Source organism: Neisseria sp. DTU_2020_1000833_1_SI_GRL_NUU_006, assembly GCA_032388755.1.
In the GTDB taxonomy this organism is placed as follows: Bacteria; Pseudomonadota; Gammaproteobacteria; order Burkholderiales; family Neisseriaceae; genus Neisseria; species Neisseria sicca_C.
This window is the reverse complement of record CP135593.1, coordinates 1,667,017-1,690,929: the sequence shown is the minus strand read 5'-3', so window position 1 is coordinate 1,690,929 and position 23,913 is coordinate 1,667,017. Positions and strand designations below refer to the sequence as shown.

The following is a 23,913-nucleotide window of genomic DNA, read 5'->3' as shown; positions in this document are numbered from 1 at the left end:
ATGATAGAAAAACTGACCTTCGGCCTGTTTACCCAAGAAGATTCGCGCAGCTTCATGCGCTTGATGGCTTACATCCGTCCTTATAAAGTCCGCATCATTTTTGCGTTAATTGCTATCTTCGGTGTCGCCGCCACCGAAAGCTATCTTGCCGCCTTTATTGCCCCCTTGGTCAACCAAGGCTTCGCCCCGCCTTCTGCGCCGCCCGAACTCAATACCGCAGGCGGCATCATCGCTACGCTGCAAAACTGGAAAGACCAATTTACCTACCTGATTTGGGGTACGCCCTATAAAGTCTGGGTCGTGCCGGTATTTTTTATCTTTTTGGTCATCATTCGAGGCATCAGCCGCTTCGTCAGCACATATCTCTTGACTTGGGTTTCCGTTATGGCAATCAGTCATCTGCGCCGCGATATGTTTGCCAAAATGCTGCAACTCTCTTCCAAATTCCATCAGGAAACCCCTTCCGGCACAGTTTTGATGAACATGGTGCAAATGGCGGAATCATCCATCAGCAACGCCAGTAATGTCTTTATCGTTTTGACCCGCGATACCATGATTGTCATCGGTTTGGTCTGCGTCCTGCTGTATTTGAACTGGCAGCTCAGCCTGATTGTCGCCCTGATGTTCCCGTTGCTGTCTTTACTGTCCCGTTATTACCGCAACCGTCTGAAAGATATCATTGCCAGTGCGCAGCAAAGTATCGGTACGCTCAATAACGTCGTTAACGAAGTCCACCAAGGACACCGCGTGGTCAAACTCTTCGGCGGTCAGAAGAAAGCGTCCGAACGCTTTGCCGAAGTCAATGACACCATTGTCCGTCTCGGTAAAAAAATCACACAAGCCAGCGCGGCGCGTTCTCCGTTCAGCGAGTTGATTGCGTCGTTTGCTTTGGCTGTCGTCATCTTTATCGCCCTTTGGCAGAGTCAGCAAGGCTATACCACCATCGGCGAATTTATGGCGTTTATCGTTGCCATGTTGCAAATGCTCGGTCCGATCAAAAACTTGGCGAACATCAGCATCCCCATGCAGACCATGTTTATCGCTTCGGATGCGGTTTGCCAATTCCTAGATACCGAGCCTGAACAAGACAAGGGTACCAAACATCTGAAAAACGTTTCAGGTCGTCTGAAATTCGAAAACGTCGATGTCCGCTACCACGAAGACGGTAAAAAAGCCTTGGACGGCTTCAATCTTGACATCCGCCAAGGTGAACGCGTTGCTTTGGTCGGTCGCTCAGGCAGCGGCAAATCCACCGTCGTCAACCTGCTTCCGCGTTTTGTCGAACCAAGCTCGGGCACGGTTTATTTGGATGATGCCAACATCGAAGATATCAAACTCGACAACCTGCGTTCCCAATTCGCCCTTGTTTCCCAAGATGTTTTCCTGTTTGACGACACCCTTTTGGAAAACGTCCGTTACAGCCGTCCCGATGCCACTGAAGAAGAAGTATTGGCAGCCCTCAAAGCCGCGAATTTGCAAGACTTGGTTGAAAGTTCGCCATACGGCTTGAACCAACCGATAGGTGCAAACGGCAATCAGCTCTCCGGCGGTCAGCGTCAACGCGTCGCCATTGCCCGCGCCATTTTGAAAGATGCCCCCATCCTGCTTTTGGATGAAGCCACCAGCGCGCTGGACAACGAATCCGAACGCCTTGTGCAGCAAGCCCTTGAACGCTTGATGGAAAACCGCACCAGCATCATCGTCGCCCACCGCCTGACCACCGTCGAGCAAGCCGACCGCATTATTGTTATGGACGACGGGCATATCGTTGAGCAAGGTTCACACGATGAATTGATGGCGCAAAACGGCTATTATGCCATGCTGCGCAATATGCCGAAGCAGGCAGCAGGTTGATTTTCAGACGACCTGCCGGTCAGTTGAAGGACGATTTGCCTAAGAGGTCGTCTGAAAACACCGAGCCGAAGGACAAGGAAGGCTGCCGAACAGACAGAAAGGAACTATCCGCATGAATCATCAAACCCAGTCCCCCACCGTCTCTGTGATGATCCCTTACTACAACTGTAAGGAATACATTGTAGAAACCATCCAGTCCGTCCTTAACCAAAGTTATCAGAATTTTGAAATCATCATTGTTGACGACGGCTCCGCCCCGGAACACGCCGATTATTTGAGGGAGTTTCTGGCGGACAAGCCCGAAATACGTTACGCCGTACAAAACAATCAAGGCGTTGCCGCCGCCCGAAACCATGTGGCGCGGCTGGCGGGAGGCAAATACTTCCTGTTTCTCGATTCAGACGACCTCATCCTGCCGGATTACATCGAAAAATGCGTCGCGGTTTTGGAAAACAATCCCGACTGCAAGCTGGTGTATCCGTTGGCGGAATATTTCGATGCGCAAGAAGGCTTATGGAATCTGCCGGATTATGACGGTTTGGAAAGCCTGTTGAAGGGGAATCGCATCCCTATCATTTCTATGCATCGTGCCGAGGATTTCGTCTCTTTGGGTGGGTTTGATGAAAACCTGACAACACATGAAGACTGGGATTTTTGGATACGCCTCTTAAGCAACGGCGGAGAAGTCATCCGTATTCCGGAAGTGTTGTTCCGCTACCGCAAACGCCGTGACGGGTCATCGCTGATAGATAAGCTAAATAAAAATCCTGAAATTAATAGATTTAATTGGCAAAAAGTTTGTAATAAACATCAAAGTCTGCTATTAAATAATCAATTGGGATATTTAGATTTGTATAATGAAATAAATAAACTAAAAGAAGGAGCTAAAATGTTGCAGCAAAAAAATGAAGCGAATATAGATAAATTTAATAAATTAGTTCAAGAGAATAAGAATCTCCATTTCCGTATTCAAAAATTACAGAATTATAGTTCTTCATATGTTAATCACACTGCATTATTAATGGAAATTTATAAATCTCCTAGTTATAAAATAATTAGATTATTTAAAAAAATTAACTGGAGGATAAGAAAAAAACCTAAAAAGCAAATCTATTATCCAAATAGTAATATAGACGGTTACTTGGAAGCCATTAAAATATTATCATCCGTAAGTTGGAGTATGTTAGCTCCCCTACATGGTCTCTACAGGATTTTAAAAGGTAAGAGAAATTTTTAATACTAACCAATTAAATATGAAATAATGAACATGAAAAGAGATAATGTAAAACCTATTCGCCCTAGAACAGAAGATTGGAATAATCTTTCAACTCAAAAAAAGAATCAAGAAGCTGCTGTTGATATTATTATTCCTGTATATGGTGCTCCTGATGATACTTTGCGGTGTATTTATAGTGTATTGAAAACAAAAAACCAAACCCCGTTTAATTTGGTTGTTATTGAAGATGCAGGCCCTGTGCCAGAACTTCGAACTATATTGAGAGATTTAAGTGAAAAATTTTCATTTGAATATTATGAAAATAAAGAAAATAAAGGTTTTGTCTTAACTTGTAATTTTGGTTTTCAAATTCATCCTCAAAGGGATTTAATCTTATTAAATTCAGATACTGAAGTCTTTGATGGCTGGGTAGATACTATAGTTAATTGTGCTATACAAAACCCTAAAGCAGGAACTATAACGGCAATGTCAAATAATGCGACTATTTGTAGTTATCCTCTTTTCTGCGAAGATTTTTCTTATTGCTATGAAATACCTGATTCAGAGTTAAATAAATTATTTTTTAGCGAAAATAAAATTAATACTGTGAAAGCTCCTACGGGGGTTGGATTTTGTATGTACGTCCGTCGAAAATGTTTAAATCAGATTGGATATTTTAATTATGAACTATTTGGGAAAGGTTATGGGGAGGAAAATGATTTATGTATTAGAGCCGAGAAGGCGGGTTGGGATAATTTAATCGCAATGGGACTATTTGTTCGGCATTATGGTAGCAGTTCTTTTAGTAATACTCAAAGATTGGAGCGCGTTGAGAATGCTCTTAATGTTATAAATGATGAGCATCCTAAATATTTGAAGGATGTGGAAAGATTTATAAAAGAAGATCCTATATTTGAATATCGTAATAGAATAGATATAAAAAGGCTAAAAAACTACGTTGACAATAAAAATAAAAAATTAATTTTAAATGTGACTCACTCTCTTGGCGGAGGTACGGAAAAGCATGTTCTAGAAATAACAGACAAACTAATATCTGAAGGATTTTCTGTACTGTCTTTGCAGCCTGACATAAAAAATAATATTCTATTGTCAATAGAAAATAAATATCCCTTGCCTAATTTGAAGTTTAAGTTGGAAAGTGTAGAAGAAATATATAATTTTCTGAATGATATGGAATTAGATTTTATACATATACACCATTTTAAAGGATTTTCCAATAATTTTGTAGACAATTTTTTAGAAGCTGCCATTAAAAGCAATATACCATACTATTTTACACTTCATGATTATTATGCTATTTGCCCAAGAATTAATTTAATTGATGATACTGGTTTATTTTGTGGGGAACCTGATAACGAACAATGTAATATTTGTATTCGGTCATGTAATGATTCAATGGGCTATTCAATTGAACGTTGGAGAGGTTGGTATCAAAAAATTTTAGAAAATGCATATAAAATTTTTGTTCCTGACTTAGATGTTAAATGGAGATTTATGAGATATTTTGACAATATGGACTTTGTGGTTCGACCACACTTTGATTCTTGGCAATATGATGAATCCACTTTCAATAATATTCAAAATACCCACAGTAACTCTAAAATAAAAAGAATAGGTATTATTGGTGCAATAGGGTTACATAAAGGATTTTATATTTTGAAGGAAGTTTCAGAAATTTGTTCTCGGTATGGTTTTAATTTGGAATTTATTGTTATTGGCTATACACAGGATGATATTTCTTTAAAAAATCAGAAAAATGTGAAGATACTTGGGAAATATCAAGATGATAAATTAATAGAAATCATTAATAAAGAACATTTAGATGCTATATGGTTTCCTGCAATATGTCCTGAAACATATTCTTATACACTCAGTGCTTGTCTCATCACAGGATTGCCGATTATTGCTTTTGATTTTGGAGCTATTGGTAGGAGATTAAGTGGTGTAAAAAATTATATTCCTGTCCCTTTGGAGTGTATGTTAAATCCAGGTAGCATTATTCAATATTTGTTGAAAGAGAAAGAAATTTTAAAAGGGAAAACAATTGAATATGTATATTCATCTCTTGAAGATGAATATTATCAAATTTGATTGTAAGAAATTTAGCGTTGTTTATAATTTTTTGTATGAAAACCCATTTGGTATTTTAAAGTGGTGTCAAGAATGTCAAAAGTTACTGCGATGTAACTTAGTTGTTAATAAATAAAGAAATTAACTAAATATTATAAACAATGTGATTATTCCTAGTATCCGTTCAGTACAACCTTTTGGGCGTTTCAAATGAACAAAACCATCATCCTTGCCGTTCCCTATATGTACGAACTCGACAAGTGCATCGAAAAAAATCTGCGTTTTTTGGGGTTCGACGTCGTCAACCTTTGTTACGACGACAGGGATTCTTTTTATCCCAATATAGCGAGCAGGGTGAAAAACCTATATTACAAATATGTTGCCAAAGACGGCGACTACAAAAAGGTTTTGAAATATAGCCGTTATCGGGATGACATTGCACGCAAGCTGGGTTCGTTAAACGGCAAAAAAGCGGATTACGCCTTGTGTATCCGTGCCAACATCTATCCTAAAGAAATCATTGCCGCCATCCGTGCGCACAGTGAAATATGTGTCAATTACCAATGGGACGGCATTGGAAGATTCCCCGATATCTTGGAATATTTGGACTATTTTGACCAATGCTGGGTTTTCGACCCGCAAGATATTAAGCAATATCCGGAATGCGGGTTCAAAGCCACGACCAATTTCTACTTCGATTTTCCTGTCCCCGAACTGCCGTCAAACGACGGTCTCTATTTCCTCGGTGGCTACGAATTGAGGAGGGAAGGGCAGACCAAGCATTTCATCAGCGAAGCGGAACGCCTCGGGTTGCCTTTGGATTTCCATATTTATTGCAAAGACGACCGCGCCGAAAAAGCCTTCGGCACAAAAGGCATCACATATCTCGACCGCAGCAGCATCCTGAGTTTTGAAAACAATTTAAGCAAGGTACAAAGCTGCGGGGCAGTGGTCGATTTTGCCCAGTTTGACCATTACGGTTTGTCATTCCGCATTTTCGATGCCCTGCGTTTCGATAAAAAACTGATTACGACCAACCAAAGCATACGGGATACCGACCTTTATCATCCCGACAATGTGTTTTTATGGGATGGCGGCAGCTTGGACGAATTGCCTGATTTCTTGGCGCGTCCGTATCAGCCGGTCAGTCCGGATATCAAAGAAAAATATTCGTTTACCCAATGGCTCAACCGTATGCTCGGTATCGGCAATTAATTAAGGCGAACCTGTGCCGTAGCCGTTTTAAGAATTTCATCATTGCCTGATTGTATAGTGGTTTAAAGTTAATCCACTATATTTTCAGACGACCCTTCCTCTTTACCGTACGAGATTATGAAAAAGAAAACCGTTATCCTGGCTATGCCGGAGCTGTTTAAAATCCACGAGCTCATCATTGAAAATCTGGAAAAATGCGGCTTCGACGTGCTGTCCCTGACTTACGAAGAAAAAGAATTCAAATACAAAAGCATCTTCCAACGCATGCAGAAAATCTGGTATCGCAACGTCCTCGGACGAATGGATTTCAAGAAACGGGTGATGTTCCGTTTGGTGGAAGAGCGGCTGGAAGCGTTGTTGGAACAATATCCCGAGCAGGCGGATTATTGCTTCATGATTTGGCTGGGCGCGTATCCGAAAGAGTTTATTTCCAAGCTGCGCAACCACGCCAAACTGATGGTCTATTACAACTGGGAAGCGCTGACTTTCTTGAAAGAAGATTTTGAAAATATCGAATTTTTCGACAAATTTTATTTCTTCGATCCGTTTGATCAAAACAAGCTGCCCGAATACGACCATGTATTGCATCCGACCACAAGTTTCTATTTCGACAGCTTTACGCCGTCTGAAAAAACCGAAAACAAAATCCTCTTTATCGGATCGTACGCAGAAGACCGCAACAGCGACATCCGCGCCTTCTGCGATGCCGCACGCGCCATCGGTTTGGATATCGACTTCCGACTGGCGAGCAAGAAAATCGCCGAAGAGCAAGCCGCACTGGGCATCCCCGAAGTACAGTTCTTCTCGTTTGCCAACGCGTTGTCTTACCGCCAGAATTTAGAAGAAGCCGCCAAGTCCTCCGTATTGGTCGACTTCCTCAACCGCAAGCATTACGGCTTGTCTTTGCGGATTTTTGAAGCCATCGGTTTGGATAAAAAACTGATTACCACCAATCCGACCATCGTGCATTACGATTTTTACCATCCCGACAATATGTTCTACTGGGACGGCAGCAATCTCGACGAACTCAAAGACTTTCTGACCCGACCGTTCGTCCCCATCGCGCCGGAATTGAAACGCAAATACAGCTTCAGCAACTGGATAAACTGCGCATTCGATATCGAGCCGAACATACCGATCGGGCTGCCGCATATCGACAGGGATGCCATTCAACAGATATAGCGGAGAAGCAGATTTGCGGGATAGGCAGTACAAATAAAAGGGAAAATATTCACTGAGTGCTTCAGCACTTTCACAGTCTATTCACAATAAACGATGCAGCGCGGACGCCGATACCGAAAACCGCTACGATTTTTATTTCCTAGGGTCGCATGTTCCCGATCTCGACAGGGAAAAAGCCATTTCGACTTTTTCCGAATACGCCGAAAAGAAAGGCTGGAAAGTCGATTTCACGATATTCCATGTCAACGGCGGCAGTTTGAACGAACATTCCGATGTTTATCCCGACAGTATCAAAGCGACAGCAGAGCCGCTCACGTTCGAAGACAACATCAAACGCGAAATGCAAAGCTGCGTCTTGCTGGATTTTAAAGCAGCGGTGCATACGGGTTTATCGTTTCGGACAATCGAGTCGGTCGGCTATCGGAAAAGCTCATTACCACCAATGCCGAAGTTGCCAAATACGATTTTTATCATTCCGACAATATCTATAATTGGGACGGTAAAAGTTTGGACGGTTTGGCAGAATTTGTCGCCAAACCCTACTGCGAACTGTCGCCCGAAATCTACCAAAAATATAGCTTCGGCAACTGGTTGCGCTATATTCTAGACATACCGCCCCATCAAAAAATAACCCTGCCCGAATAAACGGAAAGGTCGTCTGAAATTTGACGATATAGCAGATAAAATAGGCAATGCCTGCACTGTTATTCCCGCCTGTGCGGGAATGACAATACGGAGGCTTCTTATTTTGTTTCAGACGACCTCAAAAATTAGATTCATCACACTATTTATGCTATAAGGTCGTCTGAAATGAACAGACTCCATTCCCAAAACAAGGAAGTAAACATGAGCACACAAGATTTAAGCGGCAAAATCGCATTGGTAACAGGCGCATCGCGCGGTATCGGCGCGGCGATTGCCGACACACTGGCGGCGGCGGGTGCCAAAGTCATCGGCACGGCGACCAGCGAAAGCGGCGCGGCAGCGATTAGCGAGCGTCTGGCGCAATGGGGCGGTGAAGGCCGTGCATTGAATTCTGCCGAACCCGAAACCATCGAAAATCTGATTGCCGACATCGAAAAAGCGTTCGGCAAGCTGGATATTCTGGTCAACAACGCCGGCATCACCCGCGACAACCTCCTGATGCGTATGAAAGAAGAAGAGTGGGACGACATCATGCAGGTTAACCTCAAATCCGTGTTCCGCGCCTCTAAAGCCGTATTGCGCGGCATGATGAAGCAGCGTGCCGGCCGCATCATCAACATCACATCCGTCGTCGGCGTGATGGGCAATGCCGGTCAAACCAACTATGCCGCGGCAAAAGCAGGCTTGATCGGTTTCTCCAAATCCATGGCGCGCGAAGTCGGCAGTCGCGGCATTACCGTCAACTGCGTCGCACCAGGCTTTATCGATACCGACATGACCCGCGCCCTGCCTGAAGAAACCCGCAAAACCTTCGAAGCGCAAACTTCGCTGGGCAAATTCGGCGAAGCGCAGGACATCGCGGATGCGGTATTGTTTCTCGCTTCCGACCAAGCGAAATACATCACCGGTCAAACGCTGCACGTCAACGGCGGTATGTTGATGCCTTGATTCGGCTTGGAAAATAAAGAAGGTCGTCTGAAAACGGATTTCAGACGACCTTTTTGTTTGCTTAGTCTGCTTCTAGCAGTTGTTTGTTGAGTTCCGCCTGTATCAGCAGGCCGTGGGCGAAGTTGCGGCTGTCGGCGAGGATGAGTTTGCCGCCGTAGCGTTTGGCGATGGCGTCGGCGATGGAGAGTCCGAGTCCGGTGCCTTGTTGTTCCGTGCCGAGTATGCGGTAGAAGGCGTCGGTTACGCGGCTGCGTTCGGCGGCGGGGATACCGGGGCCGTCGTCTTCCACCCAGATGGTGAGGGTGGTCGGGGTCTCGCTGAAACCTATGTCGATGCGGCCGCCTGCGGGGGTGTAGCGGATGGCGTTGTCGGTGAAGGTTTTGATGAGGGTGTAGATTTCGGTGTCGTCGGCTCGGATGCGCAGGTCGTTTTCGACGGCGACGCCGATGTCTTGCTGTTTGTTAAGGGCGAGGGGCATGAGTTCTTGCAGCACGCGGCGAAACTGGGCTTGCAGGCTGATGTCGGTCAGGTTGCGTTGGGTTTCGGAGCCTTGGGCGCGGGCGTGGGTCAGGAGCTGCTCGAGCAGGTGGCGGTTGCGCTGTATGCTTTGGAGGATGAGTCCGGTCTGTTCGCGGGCTTCGTCCGATTGGGGCAGCTTGGTGAGCCGTTCTGCCTGAAGGGAGAGGGCGGTCAGGGGGCTGCGCAGTTCGTGGGCGGCATCGGCGATGAAGCGTTGCTGGCGACGGATGTTTTCGCCTGTGCGTTGCAGCAGTTGGTTGATGGCGGTAACGAAGCCTTGTATTTCGCTGGGCACGCCTTCTCCGTCCAGCGGCGAGAGGTCGTCTGAACGGCGTTTGCCGAGTGAGGCGGAAAGGGTTTTGACGGGGCGCATGGCGCGGTAGGTGATCCATACGGTCAGCAGGATCATGAGGGGCAGGGCGATGAGCAGCGGGAGGACGCTTTGGTAGGCGGCGGTGGCTGCGAGGTCGTCGCGGTATTCGGTTTCTTGGAGTACGGCGATTTTGCCTTGCGGGGTTTGGCGGATGTAGGCGCGGTATTCGTCGTCGTCATCATCGTCATCGTCGTCATCAACGCTGCCTTTGATGGTGTGGAATCCTTCGCCGAGTGTGTCGGACAAAGGGACGGTGTCTTCTTGTCCGAAGGTTTGGATGAGGATGTGGTTTTCGCTGCCTATTTTTGTGTAGTCGGTGGTTTTGGGGTTGATGTAGGCGGCGGTTTGGCGCAACAGGTCGTCCTGAAGCTCTTCGGCTTCATGGTAGGTTTGGTAATAGGAGAATGCGCCTGCGATGATGGACAAAGGCAGGAACATCAGTATCAGGGCGATGCTGATACGGACTTGCAGGGATTGTTTGAGGGTCTGGATGAAGTGATGCATAGTGTGTTTGGTGAGGCTGTTTTAGGTTTTGTTATTAATTATGGCATGGGCGGGCATGGATGCGCGGATTGGGGTTTCAGACGACCTCTTTGGCTACCAGCCAGCCTACGCCGCGTACGTTTTGGATGTGTTCTTTGCCGAGCTTTTTCCGTAGGGCGTGGATGAGGAAATCGACGGCGTTGCTTTCGACTTCTTCGCCCCAGCCGTAGATTTTGTCTTCAAGGTCGCTGCGGGAGAGGATGATGCCGGGACGCATCATCAGGGCTTGGAGGACGGCAAATTCTTTGTTGCTCAGGAGGACGGGTTTGTCTTGTCCTTTGACTTCGACTTGGTAGGTGGCGGGGTTGAGGGTGAGCGCGCCGTTGGTCAGCAGGGTTTGGCTGTGGCCGCTGTGGCGGCGCAGGACGGCGCGCATACGGGCTTGCAGCTCCGCCATGTCGAAGGGTTTGACGATGTAGTCGTCGGCGCCGCCGTCCAGTCCGTTGAGGCGGCTGTGGAGGTCGTCGCGGGCGGTAACGATGAGGACAGGGGTTTTGCTGCCTTCGTGTCGGATTTGGGTGAGGACGTCCAACCCGTCTTTGCCAGGCAGTCCGAGGTCGAGCAGCAGCAAGTCGTAGTTCTGCGCCTGAAGGGCGGTAGAAACTTGGCTGCCGTTTTTGACCCAATCGACGGCATAGCCGCTGTCTTTGAGGTTGGCGGCTACGGCTTGGGCAATCATGTGGTCGTCTTCTGCAAGCAATACGCGCATGGTGTTCTCCTTAATCAGCGGGAAGGATAGCAGGGGAAAATTAGGAAGGGTTTAGCGGGAGGTCGTCTGAAAGGGGCGGCTGGTTTTCAGACGACCTTTTTGTTGTTTTTTCCGTACTTTATTGGGTTCCTTCGGCGTGGGTTCTGCTTGGTATGTTGGAAATTGTTTATCTAAAGGAATACTGCACTTGAATTGTTTGCCAATCTTGCCAAAAGGTCGTCTGAAAACCCGATTCTGTTTTCAGACGACCTTTTGTCTTTACAGCAACACAATATCGTATTGTTCCTGCGTGTAAGCGGTTTCGACTGCCAGCGAAATCGGTTTGCCGATAAAGTCGATGAGCATCGCCAGCGATTGCGATTCTTCGTCGAGGAAGAGGTCGATGACGTTGGGCGCGGCGAGGATGCGGAAGGACTGCACGTCGTAACGGCGGGCTTCGCGGACGATTTCGCGCTGGATTTCGTAGCAGATGGTCTGCGGCGTTTTCAGACGACCCCTGCCTTGGCAGGAGGGGCAGGGTTCGCAGAGGATTTGGCTGAGGTTTTCGCGCGAACGTTTGCGGGTCAGCTCGACCAAACCCAAGCTGGTGAAGCCGTTGAGGGTAACGCGGGTGCGGTCGAAGGCGAGGGCTTTGGCAAGTTCTTGCAACACGGCTTCGCGGTGCGCTTCCTGCGCCATGTCGATGAAGTCGATGATGATGATGCCGCCAAGGTTGCGCAACCGTAATTCGCGGGCGATGGTGTGGCAGGCTTCGAGGTTGGTGCGGAAGATAGTTTCGTCGAAGTTGCGCGCGCCGACGAAGCCGCCGGTGTTCACGTCTATCGTGGTCATGGCTTCGGTGGACTCGATAATCAGGTAGCTGCCGAAGTTGAGGTTGACGCGCGGTTGCAGGGCGCGGCTGATTTCCTGCTCGACGTTGTGGGTTTCAAACAGCGGGCGTTCGCCTTTGAACAACTCTATCTTGCCCAAGGCGCCGTGGACGTATTGCTCGGCGAAACGGGTCATGCGGCGGTGGTTTTCGGTTGAATCGACGAGAATTTTTTGCGTGTCGAGGCTGAACATATCGCGCAACACGCGCAGGCTCAAAGGCAAATCCTGATAAAGCAGGGTTTCCGGCGGCTGGATTTTTGCTTGTTCTTGAATGTGTTCCCACACTTTGGTCAGGTAGTGGATGTCGGACTGAAGCTGCTCGTCGGTGGCGTTTTCGGCGTTGGTGCGGATGATGTAGCCGTGGCACGCATCTTCGGGCAGCAGGTTGGTCAGACGTTCGCGCAGGCTGTTGCGTTCGGCATCGTCTTCGATGCGCTGGGAAATGCCGATGTGGTCTTCCTGCGGAAGGTGGACGAGGAATCGCCCTGCTAACGAAATTTGAGTGGAAAGGCGCGCGCCTTTGGTGTTAATCGGGTCTTTGATGACCTGTACCAAAACCGACTGCCCTTCGAACAACATATGCTCAATGCGCTGCGTTTCTTCGGGATTGCGGCGTTGTTCGAGAACATCGACGATGTGCAAAAACGCGGCGCGTTCCAAACCGATGTCGATGAACGCGCTCTGCATTCCCGGCAACACGCGGCGTACCACGCCCAGATAAATATTCCCGACCAGACTATGGCCGCTGTTGCGTTCGATGTGCAGCTCGCAGATATTGTTTTCTTCCAACACCGCCACGCGCGTTTCCTGCGGCGTAATGTTGACGAGCACGGTTTCGGGCGGGCGGATAGCATCCTTCGGGATAGGGATTCCTGAAAGCATGGTTTTAGTTCCTGATTTTTAATAAGAAATATAGTAGATTAAATTTGAACCAGCCCGGTTTTGCTTTGCCCAAACCTGAAAAATGATCGGCTGATTGTGTTGCTCTTCTGACTCAAATTTAATCTACCATCCGCTTGCCGTCGGTTTTGTGGAAAACAAATGACAAAAGCGGTTCGGATTGCCGTTTATCATACTTTAAAAACGGCGTTTTGGCACATGGGCGGCAGGCAGCCCTTACGCCCCGAAAACAAAGATTCAGGCAAAATAGCCGATTTCAAGTATTGTAAAATAAACCATATGCCCATATAGTGAACCCCATTAGAACTCTGAAAACAATCATGCAAACCGTTACGATGTATACAGGCGCATTCTGCCCCTACTGCACCATGGCCAAAAAGCTGCTGCATTCGCTGGGCGTCGCCGAAATCAACGAAATCCGCGTAGACCGAAGCCCCGAAGCCTTTGCCGAAATGCAGCAGCTTTCCGGGCAGCGCAGCATACCGCAAATTTTCATCGGCGATACCCACGTCGGCGGCTTCACCGATTTGTACGGCCTGCACCGCGAAGGCAGGCTGGATTCTTTATTAAACCCGTAACTTTAAACCCAACTAGGAAAACAAAATGAGCGAAGAATTGCAACCCGTATTCAGCATCGAACGCCTGTTCGTCAAAGACCTGTCTTTGGAAGTGCCCAATGCCCCCCAAATCTTCTTGGAACAAGGCGAGCCTGAAGTCGATATGCGCGTTTCCACCAACAGCGAGAAGCTGGAAGACGGCTACTACAACGTTGACGTAACCGTTACCGTAACCGCCAAACTCAACGCCGAACGCACCATGTTCCTCAACGAAGTGACTCAAAGCGGCATCTTCCGTCTGGAAAATATCCCTGAAGAAGACGTTCAACTGCTCTTAGGCGTAGCCTGCCCGAACATCCTCTTCCCTTACGCACGCGAAGCCATTTCCACCAGCGTAACCCGCGCCGGCTTCCCGCCCGTACTGCTTGCTCCGATCAACTTCGAAGCTATGTACCAGCAACAACAAGAAGGCAACGCATAATCCGCGTTCCCTGTTTGTCAAAAGGTCGTCTGAAAAATGTTTCAGACGACTTTTTTATGATTGTGAAAATGCCCTTCCGAATTTCATCTTGAATGGCATAGACATAAAATCTGTAACGTCATAAAATTCCAAACGTTTATTATTTATCGAATAAAAAGGTTACGATGAAAAAATATATTTTTGGGGTGTATGCTGCTTTGCTCGTGGGTAATGCAATATCTGCCGATTTTACAGGTAGTTGGGGGTATGTTCGTGATATTCCGGATGGTGTTTACGGTAAGTATTTCAATATTAAACAATCATCAAGATATATAATTACGGGCGAATGGCATGAAGGGCGTTCAGACGGTCCCGGTGGTAGCGGTAAGGTAAAGGGGTATGTGAAAAAAGGCGGAAAACTGTATTTGAGTTACTGTTCGGAAGGAGATAATTCTTGGTATACGCCTTGTCCGAAATATGAACAAGACAGGGGCTATTTCGTCAGATGGAATGGTGATCTGGTTGAATATTATCGGCCATATGGAAAAGGGCAGGTATATAAAAAAGGTGAAATATTTAAGCGGCAGCAAGAAAGTGAACAGATTGAAGGTCAGGAGCAGCCTCAAGAGCGACAATCTTTGAGTCAACAAAAATTACTGAAAGAGCAAGAGTCTTTGCATCGGCAGGAGTTGTTGAAGGAACAAGAACTTTTACGCCGACAGGAATTGTTGAAAGAGCAGGAGTTATTGCTGCAACGGAAATCAGGTGGAGAACCAGAGTTGTTAAACGTACAGGAAATATTTAAAGAACAAGGAGGAGAGGACGTATTCAAAGAGCAGGAGACGGCAGAAAGTCAGTGGACAGTTGAAAAACAGGAGTTGCCGCAAGGACAAAAAAATATCGAATAATGGGGATGCTCTAAAAAGGTCGTCTGAAAACTTGGGTTTGGGTTTTCAGACGACCTTTTTTCTTTGCCGCACACTATTTCACAATATCCGACAGCGGCCAGCGCGGTTTGACGTTGAACGCGCCGACGGGCTGCCGCTCCTGCAACCTCATCGCGCCGGCGAAGGCAATCATCGCGCCGTTGTCGGTGCAGTATTCCATAGGCGGAAAACAGACTTTGATTTTTTCTTCCTTAGGCTTGGGTTTGCCTTTTTCAGACGGCTGTTTGACGCTTAAGCGGGAAAATTCGTCGCGCAGCTTCCAGTTTGCCCCGACGCCGCCTGCGACGACCAAAGTTCTGAATCCGGTATCCAACAAGGCTTTTTTGGCTTTGACGGCGAGGACGTCAATCACCGCGTCTTGAAACGCGCGGCAGATGTCGTTGCGCGTTTGCTCGGGAATTTCGCCGCCGTTTTCGGCGCGGACTTTTTCGACGGCGGTCAGAACGGCGGTTTTCAAACCAGAGAAGCTCATCTGCAAATCGTGCGAATGGAGCATGGGGCGCGGGAACGAGAAGGCATCGGGGTTGCCCAGCTTCGCCAGTTCGGACAACTTCGCGCCGCCGGGATACGGCAAACCTAAGAGTTTGGCGGTTTTGTCGAACGCCTCGCCTGCCGCGTCATCGACGCTTTCGCCCATCAGCGTGTAATCGCCGATGCCGCGCACCGCCATAAACTGTGTATGTCCGCCCGAAACCAGCAGGGCGACGAACGGAAATTCGGGTTTGTCGTCCGCCAAAAGCGGGGAGAGCAAATGGCCTTCGAGATGGTGGACGGGAATGACGGGTTTGTTCAAGGCAAACGCCAAAGCGTTGGCGTAGCCCGCACCCGCCAGAAGCGCGCCGCCCAAGCCCGGCCCTTGGGTGTAGGCGACGGCATCGATGTCGTCATAGGAAACGCCCGCTTCCTGCAAACAGCCCTGCGTCAGCGGCACGACACGGCGGATGTGGTCGCGGCTGGCAAGTTCGGGGACAACGCCGCCGTATTCGGCGTGCATCGCCATTTGGGTGTGAAGATGGTGCGCCAACAGGCCGCGTTCGGTATCGTAAAGCGCAACGCCCGTTTCATCGCAGGATGATTCGATTCCAAGTACCAACATGGTTTGAGGTCGTCTGAAAATAAGGATGCGGTATTTTAACGGATTTCAGGTGGGCTTGGCTTGCTTGCGGTTAGGGAATATGCAGTGGTAGAGGCTATATCATATATATATGATACGGAGTTGGGTTTGCTATCCGGTTATACTGAGTATTTTTATTGTCTGGGTTTTTGTTATTTAAATTTGATTATATTAGACATACTAAAGAAGCATCAGGTGGGAGGATTGTCGGCAATTTTGATTTTTAGATTTAATTGATGGAAATATTATTGCTTATATTTTTATATTTTATAATTTTTAATGCTTTAAAATACGTAAAAATTGTTTTTTTGAAATAAAATTGCTGAATAGTTGAGAGAAGGCTTGTTTAAAACAGGTAAAGAAGGTAATCTATGCTCCGATTTATCTGAATTTGAAAGCAATAACAATGACCAAACAACACCCTACCGACGATATTAAGATTAGAGAAGTCAAAGAGCTGCTGCCGCCGATTGCCCATTTGTACGAGCTGCCGATTTCTGATGAAGCGGCGGGGCTGGTACACCGCACGCGGCATGAAATCGCCGATTTGGTTCACGGCAAGGACAACCGCCTGCTGGTGATTATCGGTCCGTGTTCCATCCACGACCCCAAAGCCGCCTTGGAATACGCCGAACGTTTGCTGGTGTTGCGCAAGAAATATGAAAAAGAATTGCTGATTGTGATGCGCGTGTATTTTGAAAAACCGCGTACAACGGTGGGTTGGAAAGGTCTGATTAACGACCCGCACTTGGACGGCACGTTCGACATCAACTACGGCCTGCGTCAGGCGCGCAGATTGCTGCTGACGCTGAACAATATGGGTATGCCCGCTTCGACGGAGTTCCTCGACATGATTACGCCGCAATATTACGCGGACTTGATTTCTTGGGGCGCGATCGGTGCGCGGACGACGGAAAGTCAGGTACACCGCGAACTCGCCAGCGGCCTGTCTTGTCCGGTCGGTTTCAAAAACGGTACGGACGGCAATCTGAAAATCGCCATCGACGCGATTGGCGCGGCAAGTCATCCGCATCACTTCCTGTCTGTAACCAAAGCGGGGCATTCCGCCATTGTGCATACCGGCGGCAATCCCGACTGCCACGTTATCCTGCGCGGCGGCAAAGAGCCGAATTACAGTACCGAACACGTCAAATCGGCGGCGGAGCAATTGATAAAAGCGGGTTTGTCGCCCAAGCTGATGGTCGATTGCAGCCACGCAAACAGCCGTAAAGATTACAGACGGCAGATGGAAGTTGCCCAAGATGTTGCCGCGCAACTGGAAAACGGCGAAGACAATATTATGGGCGTGATGGTGGAAAGCCATTTGGTTGAAGGCAGACAGGACAAGCCCGAGGTTTACGGGCAAAGCATTACCGATGCCTGCATCGGCTGGGATACCACCGAAGAAATGCTCGCGCTTTTGGCTGCGGCAAACCGTAAACGGGTCGCGCCTTAAATCGGTTTGTGTGGCGAAAAAGAGGTCGTCTGAAAAGTCTGTGTGTGGGTAAAAACAGACAGTTTTTCAGACGACTTTTGTTTTTGTTTTGTATAAATTGTTTATTTACAAGAGCTTCAGGGTGGTCTACGGGTAAATTATCGTAGTTTAAACAGTCTTTACTTATCAGAAGACATATTAATGAAACCTTGTGAGATACTGCCTGCGTATTGTTTAACCTACTGATGGAGAATACAACATGAAAAAGGCTTTGACTAAAACCGTTACCTTGATTGCTATCGCCGCTTCTTTGAGTGCATGCGCAGATATGAACCAAACCCAACGCAATACCGCTGCCGGCGCAGTATTGGGTGGTGTAGCAGGTAACCTGATTGGCGGCGATACCGGTGCTACTTTGGGTGGCGCGGCATTGGGCGGGGTTATCGGCAGCCAAGTTCATCGCGGACATCGCTATCGCTAAGTAGTTCATTAATATCATTATGCAAACCGTTCCGATCGTTTCATTTGTCGGAACGGTTTTTCTTTGATGGGGGCAATGGGAAAAGGTCGTCTGAAACGAGGGTTATCGTGTTTCAGACGACCTTTTAGCAATAAGAAGGATGGATAACTTATTGGCGGATGACTGCTTTGGCGATTTGGTCCGCCATGCGTTTGCTTGCTCCTTTGTGCTTGCCGACAAACTCAAGGGCTTTTTGGGAGCAACGTTCTTTTTCTAATGGGTAGGCAAGCCATGATGTGGTTTTTTCATACCATCTTTCAGCAGAAACAACCTGTTCTGCCGCCCCTGCCCGGATCGCATCTTGGCATACAGTGGTGAAATTGTAGGTTGAACAACCGAATAAGGTCGGAATGCAGCAGGAAATCGGTTCGATAACATTCTGACAACCCGCATCCACAAGGCTGCCGCCGACGAAGGCAATATCCGCAGCCAAATAATAGGCAAACAGTTCTCCCATGCTGTCTCCGACCCATATTTGCGTTTCTTTGTCGACAGGAAGGTTATCACTGCGATGTTGCACACGGTAGCCCATATCTTCCGCAAGGGAAAAGGTCGTCTGAAAACGCTCGGGGTGTCGAGGGATAATCACCAGCAGTGCATCCCCTTTATAGCGTTTCCATGCGTCAAGCAACATTTCCGCTTCATCCTGACCTTTATAGAAACGGGTACTGGCACACACGACGACAGGGCGGTTACCGATCCGTTCTTTAAATGCGGCTGCAAGTGCTTTCATCCCTTCGGGAGGCGATACATCGTACTTGGTGTTGCCGCAGACGTGGACATTAGAAGCTCCAATCAAGTGCAACCGTTCTGCATCTTCGGCAGTTTGGGCAAAGCATCCGCTCAAAATGCGCATAGCAGGCTCAACCAAGCCGCGTATTTTCAAATATCCCCGTTGCGATTTTTCAGACAGGCGGGCGTTGGCAAGAAAAAGCGGCACCTGTTTTTCAGCACACATATGCATCAGGTTCGGCCAAATTTCTGTTTCCATCAAAATACCGAAACGAGGGGCATGGTCGGTTAAAAATTGCCCAACCCATTCTGGTTTGTCGTAAGGAATATAGCGGCATTGCGCATTGGGATATAGGGTTTGCGCCGTATGCCTTCCGGTCGGTGTCATTTGAGTCAGTAATAAAGGGGCATCTGGGAAATGGTTCTGTAATGCTTCGATGAGTGGCTGAGCTGCACGGGTCTCCCCGACAGAAACGGCGTGAATCCAAATCGGATGTTGCAGCGGATTGCTCATTTTTTTGCCGAATCTTTCATCCCAGTGTTCCAAATAGGATGTTGATTTTTCAGCTCTCTTTTTTAGATAACAGCGAATAAACAAAGGAGCGATATGCCAAAGTTGATTGTATAACCAACGTATCATCATAGTGGTATTCCAAGATGTAAGGGGGCGTATGAAAAAAGTATCAGGAGAGATTATAGACGATTCAATCTAAAACAGGACGGGATGAGCAGTCCCAAAGCTAAAAGCTAATGAAAATAGCTGAAAAGAAAGGCTTGTGATTTTGAAATACTTGATATTGTAGTTGGTGGAAATAGGTATGTTTAGATAAGATTGATGAAATCAGTAGGATCATCATCTGTAAAAAAGATGATATTTGTCTAAATACAACACTTTTTTGACATATTTCAGTAGTAAAAAGATGTGTGAAAGTCAGGGTTATAGATATAACAGATGAGAATTTGTGGTTATATGTATGGAAATTATTCTTTAGAAAAAAATAGCCTTCAAAAACTTTATTGGCAAATTTCTGTTTTATTTTAAATTTAAATTGCTTTTTATATGAAAATTAGACACAAAATTGCAGGATATTATATATTTTTCTACTAATTTCAATTGTTAATATGTTCTGAGTTATATATTCATAACGAACAATACTGTTAATAATTAATAATATAGAGAACGCGTTAAGCCATGATAAAAAAAAATAATAAATGAGAAGACAGCTAGTCCAATATAATGCAATTATGTATAGATTAATTGGATTCTAAATCGATCCAGTATATTGATTGTACTGATTTATTTGTTTTAGATGGATTGAATCGGTTACATTTTTTTGTAAGTGTCAGATAAGTGGCATGTATATTAGATAAACGGCAAATATTTGTCAATCATAATATGCAAAACATATATCATTCTGGTTCGGTCTTTTCGATAACTATCATTATGTGTTTTTATCAGGGAGATAAAATATGAAACACAAAGCACACATGAATCGTTTTACCCCGCTCAATAAGGCAATGTCTCTATCGTTTGCTGCTTTCGGTTTGTTTGCAGCATCTGCCGCTTCCGCTGAAAATTACATTAGTATCAGTAGTGATGCTGGTGTTCAACGTCCTAACTATAACAACGATGGCGCAACCGATCGTTTTGGTATGGCTATCGGTGTGAATACAACGGCAACAGGTCATAGCGGTATTTCTATCGGTACCAGTACCACTTCTGCAGGGGAATCTGCCATCGCAGTTGGTTCTTATGCTGAGGCTAATGGTGTTACCGCTGCTGCCTTTGGTCAAGGCGCGAAAGCACTTGGCAATACAACGACTGCTGCCGGTCAAAAAGCTCAAGCAACTGCTCAAGGTGCTACTGCTTTGGGTACTGGTTCTCTAGCTTCTGCAATGTATTCTACCGCTACAGGTGCAGCATCTTCTGCTTCAGGTCAGTCAAGTGTGGCTTATGGGTTGCAGTCTAAAGCTTCTGCTAATTCGGCAGTGGCGATTGGCTCCCGTGCGACAGCTTCTCATGTGGGTTCCGTTGCTTTGGGTGCAGGTTCTACAACTGATGAAGCAGTGGGCACTAATAGTGCAACTGTAAATAACGTATCTTATAGTGGTTTTGCAGGTACTAATCCCCGTTCTACCGTTAGCGTTGGCTATACGGGTGGCGAGCGTACTATCACTAATGTTGCTGCTGGACGTATTAATGCAACCAGTACTGATGCTATTAACGGTAGCCAACTGTATCAAGTTGCTGCACGTTCTCAAGGCAACTCTACTGCAATCACCAATTTACAAAATCAAGTTAATGGTATTGATAACCGCTTGAATGATATGGATAAGGATTTGCGTGCAGGTATCGCCGGTGCGACTGCGATTGCATTCTTACAACGTCCGAATGAAGCAGGTAAGAGCATGGTTTCTGCTGCGGTAGGTGGCTATCGCAATGAGCAGGCTATTGCCGTGGGTTATGCTCATAACTCAGATAACAATAAATGGTCTGTTAAAACCGGTGTCAGTGTCAATACACGTAAAGACGTAAACTGGGGTGGTAGCGTAGGCTATCAATGGTAGGCCTGAGGGGGTGGTCGTTTCAGACGACCCTAGTTGAAGAATGATATCGATATAAAGGATAAAGGAAAAAAACATGAAATTATCAATCATTTTGCCGGTTATCGCGGCATTGACTTTGGCTGCTTGTGGTAATTTAAGCAAGGTCAGCAAAGAAGGTACTACTGATAACCCTGTATGGCCTGATCCTGCTAAAACTACCTTCCGTCATGATGGTACTCAGCATGGTACTTGGCCGAATTGGGATAATGTCCGTCAAATCGAAGCAGGTATGAATAAAGACCAAATTTACGAATTGATCGGTCGTCCTCATTTCCAAGAAGGCTTATATGGTGTTCGTGAGTGGGATTATTTGTTTAATTACCGTGAAAATGGTGAGCATAAAACTTGTCAATACAAGATTTTGTTTGACAAAGACAAAAATGCCCAGTCATTCTTCTGGTTACCGGAAGGTTGCGGTCCTAAAAAGCCTGCTCCTGAAGTAGTTCGTGAAGTAATTATTCGTGAAGTGGCTCCTGCACCCGCTACACGTATCCGCCAATAACAGTAATACTTTAATTTTAAAAATTAAAACCGAGTTTTGTTATTTTGCAAAACTCGGTTTTGTTATTTTGACTGTCTAAATAGTAGCGTAATGGGATTCTGCACAGACAGTGGTTATTTTATAATAATACCTCAAAATTTGGCTAGGAGCGTTTGTGTCATATTTTTCACAATCAAAAGAAAAGTTGGGTGATATTGGAACGTCCCGATATGTTTTAAGCATAATGAATGATAAAATACGCGTACTCTTTGCAAAAAAGAGAAAATAAGAAACGGATAGTAAACGATGAGTATTGGATTATTACGAGTTTTGGTTCAAAGCCAGGCAATCAACAACACCCAAGCAGAGCATTACAATAACATATTGAAAACGGGGCAGGAAATCTTGCCCATGCTTTTTGCAGATAAGATTATCAGCCCAAGGTCTTTGGGCGAGTTGGTTGCGCGGGTTTTTAGTTATCCGCTATTAGATTTGCATTATTATCCACGAAACAACATCGTTATGGATGTCTTAACTGAGGAGCAGATGGTTCAAAATCGCTGTATTCCGATTTTCCGTCGTGGGCGAAAGGTATATTTAGCGGTTTCAGATCCTACTCAAATTCAAAGTTTTCAAAAAATAGCTTTTGCTTCGGGAGTGACAGTTGATTTAGTAGTCGTCCCGGATGATCAGTTGGGTTCTTTGCTTGAGTGGTTGGGACAGCGTTCTACCACCATCTTAAAAGAAATTAGTGAAGAACAAGAAGCTGCCCAGCCCTCTCAGGCGCTTTATATAGACAACGAAGAGGCTGAAGATGGGCCTATTCCACGTTTTATTCACAAGACCTTATCAGATGCGCTAAATGCAGGCGCATCCGATATACATTTCGAATTTTATGAACAAATGGCTCGTGTCCGTTTTCGTGTAGATGGACAGCTAAGGGAAGTGGTTCAACCCCCTGTTGCTGTACGCGGACAGCTGGCTTCACGCATCAAAGTAATGGCGCGTTTGGACATTTCGGAAAAACGCGTACCGCAAGATGGTCGTATTCAGATTGCTTTCCATAAACACGGTCGCCCCATTGATTTTCGTGTAAGTACGTTACCTACGCTTTTTGGTGAAAAAGTGGTAATGCGTATTCTGAATTCTGATGCAGCAACTTTAAATATTGACCAACTGGGATTCGAACCCTTCCAAAAAGAAATGCTGCTTGAGGCCATTCATCGGCCTTATGGCATGGTATTGGTAACAGGTCCGACAGGCTCCGGTAAAACCGTATCACTTTATACTTGCTTGAATATTTTAAATACAGAAGACGTCAATATTTCCACCGCAGAAGACCCGGCCGAGATTAATTTGCCCGGCATCAACCAAGTCAACGTCAATGACAAACAAGGTTTGACTTTTGCTGCGGCGTTGAAATCTTTCTTGCGACAAGACCCTGACATTATCATGGTCGGTGAGATTCGGGATTTGGAAACCGCGGATATTGCCATCAAAGCGGCACAAACCGGACATATGGTGTTTTCAACGTTGCATACCAATAACGCGCCTGCGACCCTATCCCGTATGTTGAACATGGGGGTTGCCCCATTCAACATTGCCAGTTCCGTCAGCTTAATTATGGCGCAACGACTATTGCGTCGGCTGTGTTCGAGCTGTAAGCGTGAGGTTGAACGTCCTCCAGTTCCCGCATTAAAAAAAGCAGGATTTACAGATGAAGATTTAGCAAAGGATTGGAAACTCTACCGTCCTGTCGGTTGCGATAGTTGTCGTGGTAAAGGCTTTAAAGGCCGTGTCGGTGTCTACGAAGTAATGCCGATTACCGAGGAAATGCAACGTGTCATTATGAATAATGGTACGGAAGTTGATATTATGAACATGGCCTATAAAGAAGGCATGGTCGATTTACGCCGCGCAGGTTTGTTAAAAGCTATGCAAGGTTTGACTTCATTAGAAGAAGTGATTGCTCACACCAACGATTAAACCATTGAA

The 23,913-nt window shown here is 46.4% G+C and carries 20 protein-coding genes; 15 read left to right on the top strand and 5 right to left on the bottom strand.

Annotation, left to right across the window (positions count from 1 at the left end; translation table 11 throughout):
- The 7 genes from msbA to fabG all read left to right on the top strand — a co-directional run bounded on the left by msbA (position 1) and on the right by fabG (position 9,151).
- Complete coding sequence (gene msbA, locus RSJ68_08170; GenBank protein WNU96427.1) at positions 1–1,854, top strand: lipid A export permease/ATP-binding protein MsbA; 1,854 nt, start codon at positions 1–3, stop codon at positions 1,852–1,854.
- A gap of 112 nt (positions 1,855–1,966) precedes the next feature.
- Complete coding sequence (locus RSJ68_08165; GenBank protein ID WNU96426.1) at positions 1,967–3,091, top strand: glycosyltransferase family A protein; 1,125 nt, start codon at positions 1,967–1,969, stop codon at positions 3,089–3,091.
- Positions 3,092–3,121: 30 nt separating this feature from the next.
- A complete protein-coding gene (locus RSJ68_08160) occupies positions 3,122–5,182 on the top strand; it encodes a glycosyltransferase (protein WNU96425.1) in 2,061 nt (686 codons plus the stop codon).
- Positions 5,183–5,371: 189 nt separating this feature from the next.
- Positions 5,372–6,376 carry a hypothetical protein gene (locus RSJ68_08155; GenBank protein WNU96424.1) on the top strand — a complete coding sequence of 335 codons (1,005 nt, stop codon included), beginning with the start codon at positions 5,372–5,374 and terminating at the stop codon, positions 6,374–6,376.
- A 117-nt stretch (positions 6,377–6,493) separates the two neighbouring features.
- Positions 6,494–7,558, top strand: a complete 1,065-nt coding sequence (locus RSJ68_08150; protein ID WNU96423.1) for a hypothetical protein — start codon at positions 6,494–6,496, stop codon at positions 7,556–7,558.
- A gap of 507 nt (positions 7,559–8,065) precedes the next feature.
- Positions 8,066–8,203, top strand: coding sequence for a hypothetical protein (locus RSJ68_08145; GenBank protein ID WNU96422.1), 138 nt, complete (start codon positions 8,066–8,068; stop codon positions 8,201–8,203).
- A gap of 201 nt (positions 8,204–8,404) precedes the next feature.
- The gene (gene fabG / locus RSJ68_08140; GenBank protein ID WNU96421.1) at positions 8,405–9,151 is read left to right on the top strand and encodes a 3-oxoacyl-ACP reductase FabG; all 747 of its coding nucleotides are present in this window, start codon (positions 8,405–8,407) and stop codon (positions 9,149–9,151) included.
- A gap of 61 nt (positions 9,152–9,212) precedes the next feature.
- Here fabG and RSJ68_08135 read toward each other — a convergent pair whose 3' ends face one another.
- The 3 genes from RSJ68_08135 to rng form a co-directional block, all read right to left on the bottom strand.
- A complete protein-coding gene (locus RSJ68_08135; GenBank protein WNU96420.1) occupies positions 9,213–10,547 on the bottom strand; it encodes an ATP-binding protein in 1,335 nt (444 codons plus the stop codon).
- 76 nt (positions 10,548–10,623) lie between these two features.
- Positions 10,624–11,295 carry a response regulator gene (locus tag RSJ68_08130; protein ID WNU96419.1) on the bottom strand — a complete coding sequence of 224 codons (672 nt, stop codon included), beginning with the start codon at positions 11,293–11,295 and terminating at the stop codon, positions 10,624–10,626.
- A 258-nt stretch (positions 11,296–11,553) separates the two neighbouring features.
- Complete coding sequence (gene rng, locus RSJ68_08125) at positions 11,554–13,047, bottom strand: ribonuclease G (GenBank protein WNU96418.1); 1,494 nt, start codon at positions 13,045–13,047, stop codon at positions 11,554–11,556.
- A 338-nt stretch (positions 13,048–13,385) separates the two neighbouring features.
- On the opposite strand from rng, the gene grxC reads away from it, so the two are divergent.
- The 3 genes from grxC to RSJ68_08110 all read left to right on the top strand — a co-directional run bounded on the left by grxC (position 13,386) and on the right by RSJ68_08110 (position 14,990).
- Positions 13,386–13,643, top strand: a complete 258-nt coding sequence (grxC, locus tag RSJ68_08120; GenBank protein WNU96417.1) for a glutaredoxin 3 — start codon at positions 13,386–13,388, stop codon at positions 13,641–13,643.
- Positions 13,644–13,668: 25 nt separating this feature from the next.
- Entirely contained in the window at positions 13,669–14,103 is a 435-nt protein-coding gene (gene secB / locus RSJ68_08115; protein ID WNU96416.1) for a protein-export chaperone SecB, read from the top strand.
- Between the two features lie 164 nt (positions 14,104–14,267).
- Positions 14,268–14,990, top strand: coding sequence for a hypothetical protein (locus tag RSJ68_08110; GenBank protein WNU96415.1), 723 nt, complete (start codon positions 14,268–14,270; stop codon positions 14,988–14,990).
- 73 nt (positions 14,991–15,063) lie between these two features.
- On the opposite strand, the gene tsaD is transcribed toward RSJ68_08110, so the two are convergent.
- A complete protein-coding gene (gene tsaD / locus RSJ68_08105) occupies positions 15,064–16,125 on the bottom strand; it encodes a tRNA (adenosine(37)-N6)-threonylcarbamoyltransferase complex transferase subunit TsaD (GenBank protein WNU96414.1) in 1,062 nt (353 codons plus the stop codon).
- 424 nt (positions 16,126–16,549) lie between these two features.
- Between tsaD and aroG the strand changes: the two genes are divergently transcribed.
- Entirely contained in the window at positions 16,550–17,599 is a 1,050-nt protein-coding gene (aroG, locus tag RSJ68_08100; GenBank protein ID WNU96413.1) for a 3-deoxy-7-phosphoheptulonate synthase AroG, read from the top strand.
- A gap of 238 nt (positions 17,600–17,837) precedes the next feature.
- Positions 17,838–18,059, top strand: coding sequence for a glycine zipper 2TM domain-containing protein (locus RSJ68_08095; protein ID WNU96412.1), 222 nt, complete (start codon positions 17,838–17,840; stop codon positions 18,057–18,059).
- Between the two features lie 148 nt (positions 18,060–18,207).
- Here RSJ68_08095 and waaA read toward each other — a convergent pair whose 3' ends face one another.
- Positions 18,208–19,470, bottom strand: a complete 1,263-nt coding sequence (waaA, locus tag RSJ68_08090) for a lipid IV(A) 3-deoxy-D-manno-octulosonic acid transferase (protein ID WNU98377.1) — start codon at positions 19,468–19,470, stop codon at positions 18,208–18,210.
- 830 nt (positions 19,471–20,300) lie between these two features.
- Here waaA and RSJ68_08085 point away from each other — a divergent pair.
- The 3 genes from RSJ68_08085 (at position 20,301) to pilB (ending at position 23,904) form a co-directional block, all read left to right on the top strand.
- Positions 20,301–21,398, top strand: a complete 1,098-nt coding sequence (locus RSJ68_08085) for a YadA-like family protein (protein WNU96411.1) — start codon at positions 20,301–20,303, stop codon at positions 21,396–21,398.
- Between the two features lie 73 nt (positions 21,399–21,471).
- Complete coding sequence (bamE, locus tag RSJ68_08080; protein ID WNU96410.1) at positions 21,472–21,939, top strand: outer membrane protein assembly factor BamE; 468 nt, start codon at positions 21,472–21,474, stop codon at positions 21,937–21,939.
- Positions 21,940–22,224: 285 nt separating this feature from the next.
- Complete coding sequence (pilB, locus tag RSJ68_08075; GenBank protein WNU96409.1) at positions 22,225–23,904, top strand: type IV-A pilus assembly ATPase PilB; 1,680 nt, start codon at positions 22,225–22,227, stop codon at positions 23,902–23,904.
- Positions 23,905–23,913 lie beyond the last annotated feature (9 nt).